Raw genomic sequence first — 15,260 nt, 5'->3', positions numbered from 1 at the left:
CCCCGACCCCGGTCCCACAGAGCCCCCGAGGAGCAATGCCCGTGCCCCGTTCCTTCTCCGCGCCCCGCACCAGCAGCCACGACCTGCCGGTGTCGCCGGCACTGGACGCCTTCATGAGTACGGCGTGGGCGGACACCCCCCTGCCGGCGGACGCCCGCGTCCCCTCCTACGACGTCACCCCGGCCCGCCGGGCCCGGCTGGCCGCCCGTTTCCCCGGCGAGCGCCTGATCATTCCGGCGGGCGCGCTCGCGGTCCGCTCCAACGACACCGACCACCGCTTCCGGCCGCACACCGGCTACGCCTGGCTCACCGGCCTCACCGGCGAGGACCAGGCCGGCCACGTCCTCGTACTCGAACCGGACGGCGACGAGCGGCACGAAGCGGTGCTGTACCTGCGGCCCCGGTCACCGCGCACCCGCCAGGAGTTCTACCGCGACCGCAGATACGGGGAGTTCTGGGTCGGGCGCAGGCCCGACCTGGCGGAGGCCGCCCGGCTGACCGGCGTCCGCTGCGCGCATCTGGACGCCTGGGAAAAGCTGCTCACCGGACCGCAGCCGCCGGTCCGGGTACTGGCCGGCGTGGACCCGTCCGTCGACGAACTCCTGGGTTCCTGCCGCGGGTTCCCGCCCGGGCGCTCGGCACCGGCCGGGCTCGAAGCGGTGCTCAGCGAGCTCCGGCTCGTGAAGGACCCCTGGGAGACCGGGCAGTTGCAGCAGGCCGTCGATGCCACGGCGCTCGGGTTCGAGGATGTGGTGCGCAGCCTGCCGCAGGCGCTGCTCCACCCGCGCGGCGAGCGCTGGATCGAGGGCGTCTTCGATCTCCGGGCCCGGTCGGAGGGGAACGGTCCGGGCTACTCCACGATCGCCGCAGCCGGGGCGCACGCCTGCGTACTGCACTGGATCCGCAATGACGGCCCGCTGGAACGCGATCAGTTGCTGCTCCTGGACGCCGGGGTGGAGACCGACTCGCTCTACACGGCCGACATCACCCGCACCCTGCCGTTGTCCGGCCGCTTCTCCCCCGTGCAGCGCACGGTCTACGAGCTGGTGCTGGCCGCACAGAACGCGGGCATCGCGGCGCTGCGTCCGGGGGCACGATTCCGTGACTTCCATCTGGCTGCCATGCGGGTCATCGCCGAAGGGCTGCACGAGTGGGGTGTGCTGCCGATGTCCGCGGACGAGGCGCTCGACGCGGACAACGGCTTCTACCGCCGGTACACGCTCTGCAGCAGCGGCCACATGCTCGGCATGGACGTGCACGACTGCGCGCAGGCGCGTGCCGACACCTATCTGGACGGGCGCCTGGAGCCCGGTCAGGTGCTGACGGTGGAACCCGGGCTCTACCTCCAGCCCGACGACGAGACGCTGCCTCGGTCACTACGCGGGATCGGGGTGCGGATCGAGGACGACCTCGTGATCACGGCCGACGGCGCCCGCCTCATGTCGTCCGCGCTGCCGCGCACCGCCGACGGAATCGAGGAGTGGATGGGCTCGCTGCTGGAGACCCGGGTCTGAGAGCCGGGCCTGAGAGCCGCTTCAACGGCCGCCCGGTGGGCGGCCGTTGAGGGGATGGGCAGCTGGCGGTCGAGGGCGTCCATGGAAGAGCGGCGAGCGCGAGCGGCGGATCAGGCCTCTGCGGCGGGCATCCTCACGCTTCTGATCCGCTTGCCTCCCGCGCCCGTGTCATTGGGTTCGTCCTCGGCCCAGAGGTTCCTGACATGTGACATATGACCCAGCATGCACCGCTCCGCGCGCTCCGCGTTCCCCGCGATCAGGAGGTCGAGCAGCTGGGCGTGCTCCTCCGCCGACTGGACCAACAGCCCGGTTTCGTCGAGTCGGTTCAGCCCGAAGAGGCGCGACCGCTTGCGCAGATTGCCGACCTCCTCCACCAAGCGGCGGTTTCCCGCCAGGCCGAGCAGTTCGAGATGGAAACGGCGGTCGGCCTCCAGATAACCGAGGATGTCGTGCTCGGCGGCGGCTGCGACAATCGCCTGGGCGAGTGGCCGCAGCGCCTCCAGCTCCTTGGTCCTGCCCATCCGGGCGATGCGGCCGATGGTGGGAACCTCGATCATGACCCGCAGCTCCGTGAAGTCGTCGAGGTCCTGTTCGGTCAACTCCGTTATCCGGAAGCCTTTGTTGCGCACCGCTTCGACCAGGCCCTCACGCGCCAGGTCGAGCATGGCCTCACGGACCGGGGTGGCGGACACCCCGAAGTCGGCGGCGAGCGCGGGAGCGGAGTAGATCAGGCCCGGACGGAGCTCCCCTGCGATCAGGGCCGCCCTGAGGGCGTTGGCCACCTGGTCACGCAAGTGCTCCTGCGCGGAGATGGCGTTGAGTGTCGTCAGGCGGGCCATATCTGTTCCTCCAGCACCGTGCGGGGCCTCAGAATACAATGTCACGTTTCCGTCAGGGCCCGTCGCTCCGGAGCTGTGGACAACTCGCTCAGAGCGCCGAATTCCGGTGTACCGCGGCAGCGACGGCGAGGTCCTCCCAGCCCATTCCGACGCTCTTGAAGAACCGGGGGCCCTCGAAGCGGGCCGGCTCGCCGCCGGGGGCGCAACCGGTCACCAGCTCGGCGAGGTTGCCGTGGATGTCCTCGGCCCGGAAGGCTCCCTCCGCCATCGGGATCAGCAGATCGCCCGCCTCCGACAGCGCCGCCGACCGCGATTCGACGAAGACGGCGGAGCGTGCCACCAGCGCGGTGTCGACCTCCCGGGCATCGGGGGTGTGCGAGCCGACCGCGACGACCGTCGCCCCGTCCGGTACGAGGGCGCCGTCGAACAGCGGAGTGGCGGAGGTCGTGCAGCAGAGCACCAGGTCGGCCGTGGCGACCTCCTTGGCGCCGGGCACCTCCGCCGTACGGGCGTCCACCCCGAGTCGACTGGCATGCGCTGCCAGCGCGTCTGCCCGGTGCGGATTGCGGCCGACCACGGTGATCCGTTCGACGTGGCGTTCCGCGAGCACCGCGGCCAGGTGCCCGTACGCCTGGGGGCCCGTTCCGAAGAGCACGAGGTGGCGCACGACGGGCCCAGTGAGGTGGCGGATCGCGAGCGCGGACACGGCCGGGGTGCGCAGGGTGGTGAGCGCGGCCCCGTCCAGCAGGGCGAGCGGCAGCAGAGTGGGGGCGTCGAGCAGCAGATAACTTCCGGTGATCCGGGGCAGGTCGCGCGCCGGGTTGGCCGGGGCCACCCCGGCGATCTTCACGCCGGTCACCTGCTGGGTGGTGGCGGGCATGATCAACAGCTCCCCGCCGGGCACCGTGACATGGTGCCGGGCGGGGGCCGTCTCCGGATCCAGACCCCCGCGCAGCGCCGCCTCCAGTGCGTCCACGGCTCCGGTCGGTCCCAGGGCCTCGATGTCGTCGGCGCCGAGCAGGGGCAGATTCACAGCAGGAATCCTTCGGGGAAGGGGTCGGACGGGTTCAGGAAGAATTGTGCGGTACCGGTGATCCAGGCGCGGCCGGTGACGGTGGGGACCACGGCCGGCAGTCCGCCCACGGTGGTCTCCTGGACGAGACGTCCGGTGAACGAGGTGCCGATGAAGGACTCGTTCACGAAGTCGGTGTCCAGGGGGAGTTCACCGCGTGCGTGCAGCTGCGCCATACGGGCTGAGGTGCCGGTCCCGCAGGGCGAGCGGTCGAACCAGCCGGGGTGGATGGCCATCGCGTGCCGGGAGTGGCGGGCGTCGGACCCGGGTGCGATGCACTGCACATGCTTGAGGCCGTGGATGTCGGGGTCCTCCGGGTGGACGGGCCGGTCGGTGGCGTTGACCGCGTCCATCAGGGCGAGCCCGGCGGCCAGGATGTCGTCCTTGCGCGCCCGGTCGAAGGGCAGTCCGAGGTCGGACAGGTGAACCATCGCGTAGAAGTTCCCGCCGTAGGCGAGGTCGTAGCGCAACTTCCCGTAGCCGGGTACGTCCACCGCCCGGTCGAGCGCGACACTGAACGCCGGAACGTTGGTGAGGGTCACGGCGGTGGCGGCGCCGTCCGTCACCTGTACGTCGACGCTGACGAGCCCGGCCGGGGTGTCCAGCCGCACGGTGGTGACGGGTTCGGTGACCTCCACCATGCCGGTCTCCACCAGAACGGTCGCCACCCCGATGGTGCCGTGCCCGCACATCGGCAGATAGCCGGAGACCTCTATGAACAGGACGCCGTAGTCCGCGTCCGGCCGGGTGGGCGGCTGGAGGATCGCGCCGCTCATGGAGGCGTGGCCGCGCGGTTCGTACATGAGCAGGGTGCGTACGGCGTCCCGGTGCTCCTGGAAGTAGCTGCGCCGTTCGGCCATCGTCGCACCGGGGATGGTGCCGACGCCTCCGGTGATGACGCGGGTGGGCATGCCCTCGGTGTGTGAGTCGACGGCATGGAAAATGTGACGTGTCTGCAAGGCTCCCCCTGATGGGTCACGGCGTACACGAAGAACGCGGGAACGGGACGGAACAGGCCGGCCCGGGCAGGGCCTGGCGCGGCTCCGCCCGGACGTACGGACCGGGCGCCGGTCTCAGTGCAGGCCCCCGGCGAGTGCCTTCTCCGTCGCGGCACGTACGGCGGCCGCGTCGTCGGCGGGGAGGGGGAACCGCGGCGGCCGGGTGCGGCCGCCGTGGCGTCCGGCGACGTCCATGGATGCCTTGATGGCCTGGACGAACTCCGGCTTCGAGTCCCACCTCAGCAGCTCGTGCAGCTCCCGGTACAGCGGCAGGGCAGTTGCCATGTCACCGGTGACAGCGGCCCGGTACAGATCGACGCAGCAGGACGGCAGCATGTTCGGGCAACCCGCGATCCACCCGACGGCACCGGCGAGTGCCAGCTCCAGCAGTACGTCGTCGGCGCCCACGAGCAGGTCGAGGCCGGGCGCTCGTTCGGCGATCTCGTACGCCCTGCGGACATCGCCGGTGAACTCCTTGACGGCCACGATGCTGCCGTCCTGGTGGAGGCGGGCAAGCAGGTCCGGAGTCAGATCCACCTTGGTGTCGTACGGGTTGTTGTACGCGACGACCGGCACCCCGACCTCGGCCACATCGGCGTAGTGGGCGCGCACCGCCGCCTCGTCGCAGCGGTAGCCGTTGGGCGGCAGGAGGAGTACGGAACCGGCTCCCGCCTCGGCGGCCCGTTCCGCCCAGCGCCTTGACTCCGCGCTGCCGTACGCGGCGACGCCCGGCATGACGCGGCTGCCGTCACCCGCGGCTTCGACGGCGACCCGGACGACCTCGTCGCGTTCGCTGTCGGTCAGGGTCTGGTACTCCCCCAGTGAGCCGTTGGGCACCACTCCGTCGCAGCCCGCCTCGATGAGCTGCCGCACATGGGTGGCGTAGGCGTCGTAGTCGATGGTGCAGTCATCGCGCAGGGTGATCGGGGTGGCGACCATGACCCCGTGCCAGGGGCGGGTGCGCGAGTCGGTGTTCGTCTGCATTGTGGCTCCTTGAGAGGTGTGACATGTCATGGTGTGGCGGAAAGGCGGAGGACAGTCGGTGGACGCGACGTTCCGGTGTGCGGGAACCTGTCGCGGCGTGCCGTCGGGCTCCGAGTGGAGAACCGGCCGCGGACTACCCGGGGCCGGAGAGGTCGGCGAGCGTGGAGAGCTTCACGGGGCAGGCCAGCGGGCGCCGGTCGGGTCCGCCCGGCTCCTGTCCGGCGCCGTGCGCGGCGGCCAGTTCACGGACGGCGAATCCGCACGTCCGGCCCTGGCACCACCCCATTCCGGCCCGGGTGAGCAGTTTGACGGTCCTGGTGTCACCGGCTCCCAGCTCCTCGCACGCCGTACGGATCCGGCCCGCCGTGACCTCTTCGCAGCGGCAGACCTCCGTGTCGCCGGTCAGCCACTCGCTCCAGCCGGGCCCCGGCCGGTGCACGGTCCCCATCAGCGCGGCGAAGGCCCGCAGGCGACGGCGGGAGCGGCGCAGCGCGACGGCTCTGCGCGCTTCCTGCCTCCGTACCCCGCCCCGTACCTCACAGATGATGGACAGTGCCGCCAACTCACCCTCGTGCAGAGCGAGTTCCACACCACCGATGCCGCCGGACTCGCCGGCCGCCCAGATCCCGGGGACGGTGGTCCTGAGCTCTTCGTCGAGGGTGACCGCGTGAGTGCCGTCGGGGCCCGTACGCGTACCGCAGCCGGCTGCCACGGCGAGTTCCAGCTGCGGCACGAGCCCATGTCCCACGGCGAGCGCGTCGCAGGCGATCCGGCGGCCGGTCCCCGCGACGGGCCGCCATCGACGGTCCACCCTGCTGACGGTCACCGCCTCCACCCGCTCGTCGCCGTGCACCTCGGTGACCGCCCGGTGGCTCAGCACCCGGACCCGGGCCCGGGCCAGCTCCGCCCCGAAGCGGGCCCCTTCCGCCAGCTTGCCGGGGTTGGCGGCCAGCACCCGGGGAGCACGGGCGTACGCCCCGTACCCGGCGGCTTCGACCACCGCCGGGACGCTCGCCCCCGCACGCGCCAGCGAGAGGGCGACCGCCTGCAGCAGCGGCCCGCTCCCCGCGACCACGATGCGGCGCCCCGGCAGCGCCAGCCCGGACTTGAGCATGGCCTGGGCCCCCGCCGCACCGACCACTCCCGGAAGTGTCCAGCCCGGAAAGGGCAGTTGACGCTCGTGAGCGCCCGTCGCCAGGATCATCCGTTGGGCCCGGACGGCGGTACGAGCCTCGTCGTCGGCTTCCCCGGTGACCGCGTGCAGGATCCAGTCCCCGTCACCGGTTCGTTCGACCGTCCACACCTGGTGGCCGGTGAGATGGCGGATCGCGCCGGTGTCGCGGTGCGCGGCAAGTCGCGCGGAGAGTTCCACGAAGGCGCGCCAGTTGTGGTGCAGGGCCCCGGGCCGGGTGGCGCCAAGTCCGTCGGCCGGGCTGCGGTAGTACTGCCCACCGGGTGCGTCGGCCGCGTCCAGCAGGATCACGTCGAGCCCATGGTCGGCAGCGGTGACGGCTGCGGCCAGGCCCGCCGGTCCCGCGCCCACCACGGCGAGCGCGGCGCGGTCGGCCTCCCGCCCCCGGGGCTCATCCGTCGAGTGCGGCATGCCCGTCGCCCTCCTGCGTGGTGATGGCGTCGCCCGGTCCCGCGGGCAGCAGGCAGGCACGCTGGTTGGGCCGGCCGTTGACGGTGGCCAGGCAGTCGTAGCAGGCGCCGATACCGCAGAAGGCGCCCCGCGGGCGGCCGTGGACCCGGGTGGTGCGCCAGGTCAGGATGCCCGCCGACCAGAGTGCGGCGGCGATGGTCTGGCCCGGCAGTGCGCGGATCGGGCGGCCGTCGAAGGTCAGCTGGAACTCCGGTTCGGGCGCGGCCCCGACGAGTTCGGCGGGGGTGCATGCACGGGTGTGTCTCACTGGGTCCTCTCCTGGGGCACGGGCGCCCCGCTCTCCACCGTCATGTGACATCGCGTGTGGCAGCGAACCGGTCGGGTGCGAACGGTCCGAGATCGAGTGCGGGCCGCTCTCCCCGGATCGCGTCGGCGATCAGCAGTCCGGTCACGGGCGCCAGCCCGATCCCGGCCCCCTCATGGCCGCAGGCGTGGAAGAGCCCCGGCACCCGGGGGTCCGGTCCGATCGCGGGGAGGTGATCGGGCAGGTAGGGGCGGAATCCGTGGTAGGCGCGCATCACCCGCACATCGGCGAGTACGGGGAAGAGCGCGGCGGCCCCGGCCGCCAGCCGGGCGACCACCGGAACGGACAACGTCCGGTCGAAGCCGACCCGTTCGCGGCTCGCGCCGATGAGCACCGGACCGGAGGGCGTGCCCTCCACCACGGGCGAGATCTGGAGCGCCGCGGACCCGCTCGACACGTCGGCCACGTACTCCGCCGCGTAGACCTTGTGCCGGATCAGCCGGGGCAGTGGTTCGGTGACCAGTACGAACCCTCTGCGCGGCAGGACCGGCAGGTTCACCCCGGCCAGTGCGGCCAGGTCGCCGCCCCAGGTACCTGCCGCGTTGACCACGACGGGGGCGCGCAGTTCGCCCCTTGTCGTACGTACCCCGCGTACGGCGCCCTCGCGGTCCCTGAGTATCCCGACCACCTCCTCCCCCGGGCACACGAGCGCGCCGGCACGAGCAGCCGAACGCAACAACTCGGATGCCGCCAGGGCTGGTTGGACCTGGGCGTCCTGCGGGTAGTGGCAGCCGCCGGCCAGGTCCGGTGCGAGGTGGGGCTCGATGTCGCGGAGCCGGTCGGATGCGATGTGGTGCGCCTCGACACCCGCCGCCCGCTGACCGGCGGCGGTCGCGGACAGGGTGGCCAGGGAGTCCTCGGAGGCGGCGACGACCACGCCGCCCTTGAGCTCGTACTCGATTTCCGGGGGCAGCTCCTCGGCCAGTTGCCGCCACAAGGAGGCGGAGAGCAGGGCCAGTTCCAACTCCGGTCCCGGCACTTTGTCGGAGACCAGGAGGTTGCCCTCGCCGGCTCCGGTGGTGCCGCCGGAGACCGGCCCGCGGTCGACGACGGCTACGGACAGTCCGGACCGGGAGGTGTAGTAGGCGCAGGCGGCACCGACCATTCCGGCCCCGACGATGACGACATCCAGGGGGTGTCTCGTGAGCACGGCAGTAATATGTCACATTGCTCAAGGGTCGCCAAGGGTGCGCACAGGGCCAGTTGATCAATCGTCACCCCGCCGCGCCGCTCACAGGGGTGCCGGATCGGCCGCCGGGGAAGTGGAGCCATGGACACCCGCAGGCGCCCGACCCCTTGGAGCCGTGATGCACGACGACCGCACCCTGGTGGAGGACCGCCTCGAACGGGCCCTTCACCAGTTCATCCGCCCCGCCCAGTACCCGGCCCGCACCCCGCTCGCGCTCTCCGCCCGGCACATCCCCGGCGAACCCGTTCCGGTGGCCCAGGTCCTCCAGGAATCGTTCGAGCCGTTCAGCACGGGCACCGAGTGGGGTAAGCCGTGGTCCACCAGCTGGTTCCGGCTGGAGGGGACCGTGCCCGGGGAGTGGGCGGGGCGGCGGGTCGAGGTGGTCGTGGACCCCGGATTCTCCGGTCAGGGGCCGGGCTTCCAGGCCGAGGGCATGCTGTACGACACCGCGGGCGTCCCCATCAAGGGCATCCATCCGCGCAATCGCCATCTGACGGTGGCCTCCCCGGCAGCGGGCGGCGAGCCGGTCTCGCTGCTGCTGGAGGCGGCGGCCAACCCCGCCGTACTGGAACACGGCTTCGCGCCGACACCGCTCGGGGACGTGCGGACGGCGGGTGACCGGCCGCTCTACCGGTTCACCTCCGCGGAGCTGGCGGTGCTGGACGAGGAGGTCTGGCATCTGATCCTGGACATCGAGGTGCTCTCCGAGCTGATGCGGGAGCTGCCCGTCGAGCGCTCCCGGCGCCACGAGATCCTGCGCTCGCTGGAGCGCATGCTCGACGTGCTGGATCTGCACGATGTGGCGGGCACGGCGCGGGCCGGCCGGGACGAACTGGCCGAAGCGCTGTCCCGCCCCGCTGCGGCGAGTGCGCACCGGATCTCGGCCGCCGGTCATGCGCACATCGACTCGGCGTGGCTGTGGCCGCTGCGCGAGACGGTGCGCAAGGCCTCGCGCACCTTCGCCAATGTCACCGCGCTGGCCCAGGACTACCCGGAGCTGGTCTTCGTGGCCTCGCAGGCCCAGCAGTACACCTGGGTGAAGGAGCACCAGCCGCACATCTGGGAGCGGATCAAGCGGGCCGTGGCGGACGGGCAGTGGGCGCCCGTGGGGTCGATGTGGGTGGAGGCCGATGCCAATATGCCCGGTGGCGAGGCGCTGGCCCGGCAGCTCGTGCACGGCAAGAGGTTCTTCGAGCAGGAGCTGGGGGTGGAGACCGAGGAGATCTGGCTGCCGGACTCCTTCGGCTACACGGCCGCCTTCCCGCAGCTGGCCCGACTGGCGGGGGTGAAATGGTTCCTGACCCAGAAGCTGTCCTGGAACCAGAGCAATAAAATGCCACATCACACCTTCTGGTGGGAGGGCATCGACGGGACCAGGGTCTTCACCCACTTCCCGCCCGTGGACACCTACAACGCCCAGTTCCACGGCAGCGAACTCGCCCACGCCGAGCGGAACTTCTCCGACAAGGGCCTGGCGACCCGCTCCCTCGTCCCGTTCGGCTGGGGCGACGGCGGGGGCGGCCCCACCCGCGAGATGCTGGAGAAGGCGCGCAGGCTCAGGGACCTGGAGGGTTCACCGAGGGTCGGCATCGAGCGGCCGGCGGCGTTCTTCGCGGCGGCCGAGGAGGAGTACGGGGCACAGGCTCCGGTCTGGTCCGGTGAGCTGTATCTGGAGCTGCACCGGGCCACGTACACCACCCAGGCCAAGACCAAACAGGGCAACCGCCGCAGCGAACACCTGCTCCGCGAGGCGGAGTTGTGGGCCACGGCGGCGGCCCTGCGCAACCGCGCCGACCGCTACGGCTATCCGTACGAGGCACTGGACCGGCTGTGGAAGACGGTCCTGCTGCATCAGTTCCATGACATCCTGCCCGGCTCGTCGATCGCCTGGGTGCACCGTGAGGCCCGCGAGACATACGAGCGGGTGCGGGCGGAACTGGCGGATCTGGTGGCGGACGCGGTGGCCGCACTGGGGGCGGCCGAGGGCCTGGTGACGCTCAACTCGTCCCCGTACCACCGCCGTCAGGTGGTCGAGCTGGACGCGGAGGCGAGCGCGGTGCTGCCCTCCGGCGCGCAGGTGCAGCGCCTGGGCGACGGTCGCACGCTGGTGCTGGCCGACACCCCCGGGCTCGGCGCGGGCCCGCTGAACGGCTCGGCGGTGCCGGAGCACCCTGTCTCCGCGACCGGTTCGGCGGACGAGGGCCTCGTGCTCGACAACGGGCTGCTGCGGGTGGTGGTCGACGGCGACGGGCTGATCGCCGCCGTCCGCGATCTCGGCGCCGGGCGGGACGTCCTCGCTCCCGGCCACCGGGCCAACCTCCTCCAGCTGCACCCCGATCACCCCAATCACTGGGACGCCTGGGACATCGACCGGCACTACCGCCGCACCCGGACCGATCTCACCGACACCGACTCCGTCGAGCTGGTGGAGGAGGGGCCGTTGCGGGCCACGGTCCGCGTGCGGCGGTCCTTCGGGCACTCACATGTCACACAGGACATCCGGCTGACCGCGGACAGCCGGCGGATCGACATCGACACCGAGGTCGACTGGCGGGAGTCGGAGAAGGTCCTCAAAGCGGCGTTCCCGCTCGATGTGCATGCCGAACGGTCCACTTCCGAGATCCAGTTCGGGCACATCCACCGCCCCACGCACGACAACACCGGCTGGGACGCGGCCCGATTCGAGATCTGTGCCCACCGCTGGCTGCGCGTCGCCGAGCCGGGGTACGGCGTGACATTGCTCAACGACTCGACGTACGGGCACGAGGTGACCCGGACCCCGCACGATTCGGGCCTCGGCACGACCGTACGGCTGACGCTGCTGCGCGCCCCGCACAGCCCCGACCCGGAGACCGACCTCGGCCGGCACCGGTTCAGCTACGCGCTGGCGCCGGGCGGCGAGCTCACGGACTCGGTACGGGAGGGGCTCGCGCTCAACCTGCCGCTGCGGGCAGCGTTGGCGCCCGTGCTGCCACCACTGGTCGACACGGGGCATCCGGCGGTCACGGTGGAGTCGGTGAAACTCGCCGAGGACCGGGGCGGCGATGTGATCGTGCGGCTGTACGAGTCGGCGGGCGGACGCGCCGGAACCACGCTGCGGGTCGGGTTCCCCGTCGTACGGGCCCAGGTCACCGATCTGCTGGAACGCCCGCTGCACGAGGCGGACACCGACGAGCACGGTCTCGTACTGTCGCTGCGGCCGTTCCAGATCCTGACACTGCGGCTGACCCCGGCGTGACGGCCCGGTGCCCGGCGCGAACCGTCCCTGCTCGGGGCCTCGCTCAGGGGCGGGGCACGTTCCGCAGGTTGGAGCGGGCCATCTGGACCATCCGGCCCACTCCGCCGTCCAGCACGATCTTGCTCGCGGAGAGCGCGAAGCCGGTCACCATCTCGGCGCTGATCTTCGGCGGGATGGAGAGTGCGTTGGGGTCGGTGACGACATCGACCAGCGCCGGGCCCTTGTGCTTGAAGGCGTCCTTGAGAGCGCCTTCGAGCTGCTTGGGCTTCTCCACCCGCACGCCGTACGCCCCGCAGGCGCGGGCGACCGCGGCGAAGTCCGGGTTCTTGTTGGACGTACCGAACGACGGCAGACCCGCGACCAGCATCTCCAACTCGACCATGCTGAGCGAGGAGTTGTTGAACAGTACGACCTTCACCGGCAGGTCGTACTGCACCAGGGTCAGGAAGTCGCCCATCAGCATGGTGAATCCGCCGTCGCCGGACATCGAGACCACCTGCCGGCTCCGGTCGGTGAACTGGGCGCCGATGGCCTGCGGGAGCGCGTTGGCCATCGAGCCGTGGCTGAACGATCCGATGACACGGCGCTTGCCGTTGGGGGAGAGATAGCGTGCGGCCCACACATTGCACATGCCGGTGTCGACGGTGAACACGGCGTCGTCGTCGGCCAGTTCGTCCAGCACCGAGGCGACGTACTCCGGATGGATCGGGACGTGCTTCTCGACCTTGCGGGTGTACGCCTTGACCACGCCCTCCAGCGCGTCGGCGTGTTTCTTCAGCATCCGGTCGAGGAACTTGCGGTCGGTCTTGACCTTCACCTGCGGGGTCAGACAGCGCAGGGTCTCGCGGACGTCGCCCCAGACCGCCAGATCCAGCTTGGAGCGACGGCCGAGATGCTCGGGGCGCACATCGACCTGGACGATCTTCACATCGGACGGGAGGAAGGCGTTGTACGGGAAGTCGGTGCCGAGCAGGATGAGGAGATCGCACTCGTTGGTCGCCTCGTAGGCGGCGCCGTAGCCGAGCAGGCCGCTCATGCCGACGTCGTACGGGTTGTCGTACTGGATCCATTCCTTGCCGCGCAGTGCGTGCCCGACCGGGGACTTCACCCGTTCGGCGAACTCCATCACCTCGGCGTGGGCACCCGCTGTGCCGCTGCCGCAGAACAATGTCACACGTTTCGCCTCGTCGACCATCCGGCAGAGCTTGTCGATCTCCTCGTCACCGGGCCGGACCGTCGGCCGCGAGGTGACCAGCGCGTGCTCGATGGACTTCTCCGGGGCGGGCTGCGATGCAATGTCACCCGGCATCGTGACGACGCTGACCCCGCCTCGGCCGATCGCGTGCTGAATGGCCGTCTGGAGCAGCCGCGGCATCTGCTGCGGGTTGGAGATCATCTCGTTGTAGTGGCTGCAATCCTGGAAGATCAGCTCCGGGTGGGTCTCCTGGAAGTAGCCGAGGCCGATCTCGCTCGACGGGATGTGCGAGGCGAGGGCGAGCACCGGGGCCATGGAGCGGTGGGCGTCGTAGAGGCCGTTGATGAGGTGCAGATTGCCGGGGCCGCACGATCCGGCGCAGGCCGCCAGCGAGCCCGTGATCTGGGCCTCCGCGCCGGCGGCGAAAGCGGCGGTCTCCTCATGCCTGACCTGGATCCAGTCGATGGCCCGATTGCGGCGGATGGCGTCGACTACCGGGTTGAGGCTGTCGCCGACGACACCGTACATACGCTTGACGCCCGCCCGGACGAGGATGTCGACGAACTGCTCCGACACGTTCTGCTTGGCCATGGGTGCGTACCCTTTCCGCGCTTCGGCTTCCGGACTCCGCATCCATCAACCCATGGCGCGCGCGGTTACGCCTCCCAGACGCCGACGCCCGTACGGTCGTCGGCGTATCCCTTCACCCGGAGCTGGGTGTCCGCGAGGAAGGCCACGAGCCCGGGTGCCTCGTCGGGGGCCCAGCGTCCGGCGAGCTCCCGGGCCAGGTCGGGCTCGCCACGCAGCGGTTCGGCCAGTCCGGGGCTGCACAGCAGCAGGGTGTCTCCCGGCCGGGCCACCGAGCCCCGGAACCGGAACGGTTCTGCAGGCGGGACGAGCAGGGCCTCCACATACGGGGCCACGGGTGTGGCGATGTCCAGGTCCATGGTGAGGCGGTCACCGCCGGGGCCGCTCTCGGGGGACACGGCCCCGGAACCGGAGCCGGAGCCGGAACCGGCCATGGGGTCCGTGCCGATGTCGCCGGCTGCCGGAGCCTCCGGTTCGAGGTCCTGCCAGATGCCGTCGCGCAGCCGGAAGAGCCCACCGGCGCCGATGCCGAAGAAGACCCGCGTACGGCAGTCGGGGTCCGCCGACAGCAGGAGGCAGCGCAGGCCCGCCGTGTACTGCTGCGGCTCCAGCCCCAGCTCGGCGGCGCGGGCGCGCAGCTTGCCGTACGTGCGGTCGGTGAGGCGGTTCAGACCGGATTTGAGGTCTCCGCGGCGGCCCGCCCTTATGTCCTCGGAGAGCCGGACGTGGCTGCGGCCGACCGCTGCGCCGATCCAGCGGCAGGCGTCGGCCGCCGCCAGATGTGCCGACTCGGTGGCGCGGGCCCCGGTGGCGACGGCGACCAGGACCAGTGCGCGCTCGTCGGTGCCGAAGCGCGCGGTGAGCAGCGCGTCACGGCGGGGCTCGCCGCGGAACCGTGCGGAGTCCCCGCGCACGGAGGCGGCGCGCAGGGTGTACGTGCCGTAGCGGGCGCCGTCGAGCACGGTGTCGGAGACGAGACCGTCCAGCTCCGACGGGACGGTGGCGGGCAGCGCGGTGGGCTCGGCGTCGTAGGTGGGCGGCCGGTCACCCACATGGCCGATCACGGGGCGGGGGACAAGGACGGTTTCGCGCTCGGCCTCCGGTGCCGGGGCGGTGGGGGCGGTGACCGTGGTGAGGGGTGCCTGCGGGGCGACGGGTCTCTCGGAGACCGGCCGCCTGGGCAGAGGTGGCACAGTCGGCACCGGCGGCGTGGACACCGCGTCACGGGACGACGCCTCGGCCGGCAGCTCCGGGGCGCTTCGCTCCCCAGGGGCCGACGGCTGGTCAGGGACGGGCGCAGGATCGACCGGAACGGGCGGCGCGGCGAAGGTACGCGGCTGCGACGGGCCTGCCGGGGATGCCGGGGATTTCCCCGACGCCCGCACGGTCGTGACGGGCGGCTCCCACGGAGCGCGCTCCCGCACCGGCCGGGACACCTCCACCGGCACCGCCCCCACCTCAGGCGTCGCCCCCGCCTCCCCGTCGGATCCCCCGCGTCCGCCCGGACTCACCGCGTCCGACGCCGAGTCGAAGCGGTCGTCGAGACTGTCGGCCGCATTGCTCGTCCCGGTGTCCCGGGCGTTCTCGTCGTACAGCCTGCGCCACCAGTCGTCCTCGTGGGCGGCGGGCCTCTCCCCCTGCTGACTCATGCCCTTATTGTCGACCGCGGGGGCCGT

Annotated in this window: 11 protein-coding genes; 2 read left to right on the top strand and 9 right to left on the bottom strand. The window is 71.6% G+C overall.

All coding sequences use genetic code 11. From position 1 onward, the window contains the following. Window positions 1–35 precede the first annotated feature (35 nt). Window positions 36–1,514: an aminopeptidase P family protein gene (locus tag OG978_RS32045; protein ID WP_326768534.1), complete on the top strand. Its 1,479-nt coding sequence runs from the start codon at window positions 36–38 to the stop codon at window positions 1,512–1,514. A gap of 110 nt (window positions 1,515–1,624) precedes the next feature. Here OG978_RS32045 and OG978_RS32040 read toward each other — a convergent pair whose 3' ends face one another. The 7 genes from OG978_RS32040 to OG978_RS32010 all read right to left on the bottom strand — a co-directional run bounded on the left by OG978_RS32040 (window position 1,625) and on the right by OG978_RS32010 (window position 8,524). Beyond that, complete coding sequence (locus OG978_RS32040; RefSeq protein WP_326768533.1) at window positions 1,625–2,353, bottom strand: GntR family transcriptional regulator; 729 nt, start codon at window positions 2,351–2,353, stop codon at window positions 1,625–1,627. 88 nt (window positions 2,354–2,441) lie between these two features. After that, window positions 2,442–3,386 (bottom strand): ornithine cyclodeaminase family protein, encoded by a 945-nt coding sequence (locus OG978_RS32035; protein WP_326768532.1) that lies wholly within the window; start codon window positions 3,384–3,386, stop codon window positions 2,442–2,444. Then, entirely contained in the window at window positions 3,383–4,384 is a 1,002-nt protein-coding gene (locus OG978_RS32030) for a proline racemase family protein (protein ID WP_326768531.1), read from the bottom strand. Before OG978_RS32030 ends, OG978_RS32035 begins: the two co-directional genes overlap by 4 nt. A gap of 114 nt (window positions 4,385–4,498) precedes the next feature. Continuing rightward, window positions 4,499–5,407, bottom strand: a complete 909-nt coding sequence (locus OG978_RS32025) for a dihydrodipicolinate synthase family protein (RefSeq protein WP_326768530.1) — start codon at window positions 5,405–5,407, stop codon at window positions 4,499–4,501. Between the two features lie 133 nt (window positions 5,408–5,540). After that, on the bottom strand, window positions 5,541–7,010 hold the full coding sequence (locus OG978_RS32020; protein ID WP_326768529.1) for an FAD/NAD(P)-dependent oxidoreductase: 1,470 nt from the start codon (window positions 7,008–7,010) through the stop codon (window positions 5,541–5,543). Then, a complete protein-coding gene (locus OG978_RS32015; protein WP_442817776.1) occupies window positions 6,991–7,368 on the bottom strand; it encodes a (2Fe-2S)-binding protein in 378 nt (125 codons plus the stop codon). The genes OG978_RS32020 and OG978_RS32015 overlap by 20 nt, the downstream gene beginning before the upstream one ends. Next, on the bottom strand, window positions 7,358–8,524 hold the full coding sequence (locus tag OG978_RS32010) for an NAD(P)/FAD-dependent oxidoreductase (protein WP_326768527.1): 1,167 nt from the start codon (window positions 8,522–8,524) through the stop codon (window positions 7,358–7,360). Before OG978_RS32010 ends, OG978_RS32015 begins: the two co-directional genes overlap by 11 nt. Window positions 8,525–8,681: 157 nt before the next feature. Here OG978_RS32010 and OG978_RS32005 point away from each other — a divergent pair, with 157 nt between their 5' ends. Continuing rightward, window positions 8,682–11,801: an alpha-mannosidase gene (locus OG978_RS32005; protein ID WP_326768526.1), complete on the top strand. Its 3,120-nt coding sequence runs from the start codon at window positions 8,682–8,684 to the stop codon at window positions 11,799–11,801. Between the two features lie 43 nt (window positions 11,802–11,844). Here OG978_RS32005 and OG978_RS32000 read toward each other — a convergent pair whose 3' ends face one another. Both OG978_RS32000 and OG978_RS31995 read right to left on the bottom strand, forming a co-directional pair. Beyond that, entirely contained in the window at window positions 11,845–13,587 is a 1,743-nt protein-coding gene (locus OG978_RS32000) for a pyruvate dehydrogenase (RefSeq protein WP_326768525.1), read from the bottom strand. Window positions 13,588–13,652: 65 nt separating this feature from the next. After that, entirely contained in the window at window positions 13,653–15,233 is a 1,581-nt protein-coding gene (locus OG978_RS31995; RefSeq protein ID WP_326768524.1) for a protein phosphatase 2C domain-containing protein, read from the bottom strand. Between the last annotated feature and the right edge of the window lie 27 nt (window positions 15,234–15,260).

The sequence above is a fragment of the Streptomyces sp. NBC_01591 genome, from assembly GCF_035918155.1.
Classification (GTDB): domain Bacteria; phylum Actinomycetota; class Actinomycetes; order Streptomycetales; family Streptomycetaceae; genus Streptomyces.
This window is presented reverse-complemented; position numbering and strand designations above follow the sequence as displayed.

What these genes read in the sequence shown, in the direction of transcription:
- OG978_RS32045 (WP_326768534.1), top strand. Translation starts at nt 36, where the DNA reads ATGCCCGTGCCCCGTTCCTTCTCCGCGCCCCGCACCAGCAGCCACGAC.
- OG978_RS32015 (WP_442817776.1), bottom strand. Translation starts at nt 7,368, where the DNA reads ATGTCACATGACGGTGGAGAGCGGGGCGCCCGTGCCCCAGGAGAGGAC.
- OG978_RS32005 (WP_326768526.1), top strand. Translation starts at nt 8,682, where the DNA reads ATGCACGACGACCGCACCCTGGTGGAGGACCGCCTCGAACGGGCCCTT.
- OG978_RS32040 (WP_326768533.1), bottom strand. Translation starts at nt 2,353, where the DNA reads ATGGCCCGCCTGACGACACTCAACGCCATCTCCGCGCAGGAGCACTTG.
- OG978_RS32000 (WP_326768525.1), bottom strand. Translation starts at nt 13,587, where the DNA reads ATGGCCAAGCAGAACGTGTCGGAGCAGTTCGTCGACATCCTCGTCCGG.
- OG978_RS32025 (WP_326768530.1), bottom strand. Translation starts at nt 5,407, where the DNA reads ATGCAGACGAACACCGACTCGCGCACCCGCCCCTGGCACGGGGTCATG.
- OG978_RS32020 (WP_326768529.1), bottom strand. Translation starts at nt 7,010, where the DNA reads ATGCCGCACTCGACGGATGAGCCCCGGGGGCGGGAGGCCGACCGCGCC.
- OG978_RS31995 (WP_326768524.1), bottom strand. Translation starts at nt 15,233, where the DNA reads ATGAGTCAGCAGGGGGAGAGGCCCGCCGCCCACGAGGACGACTGGTGG.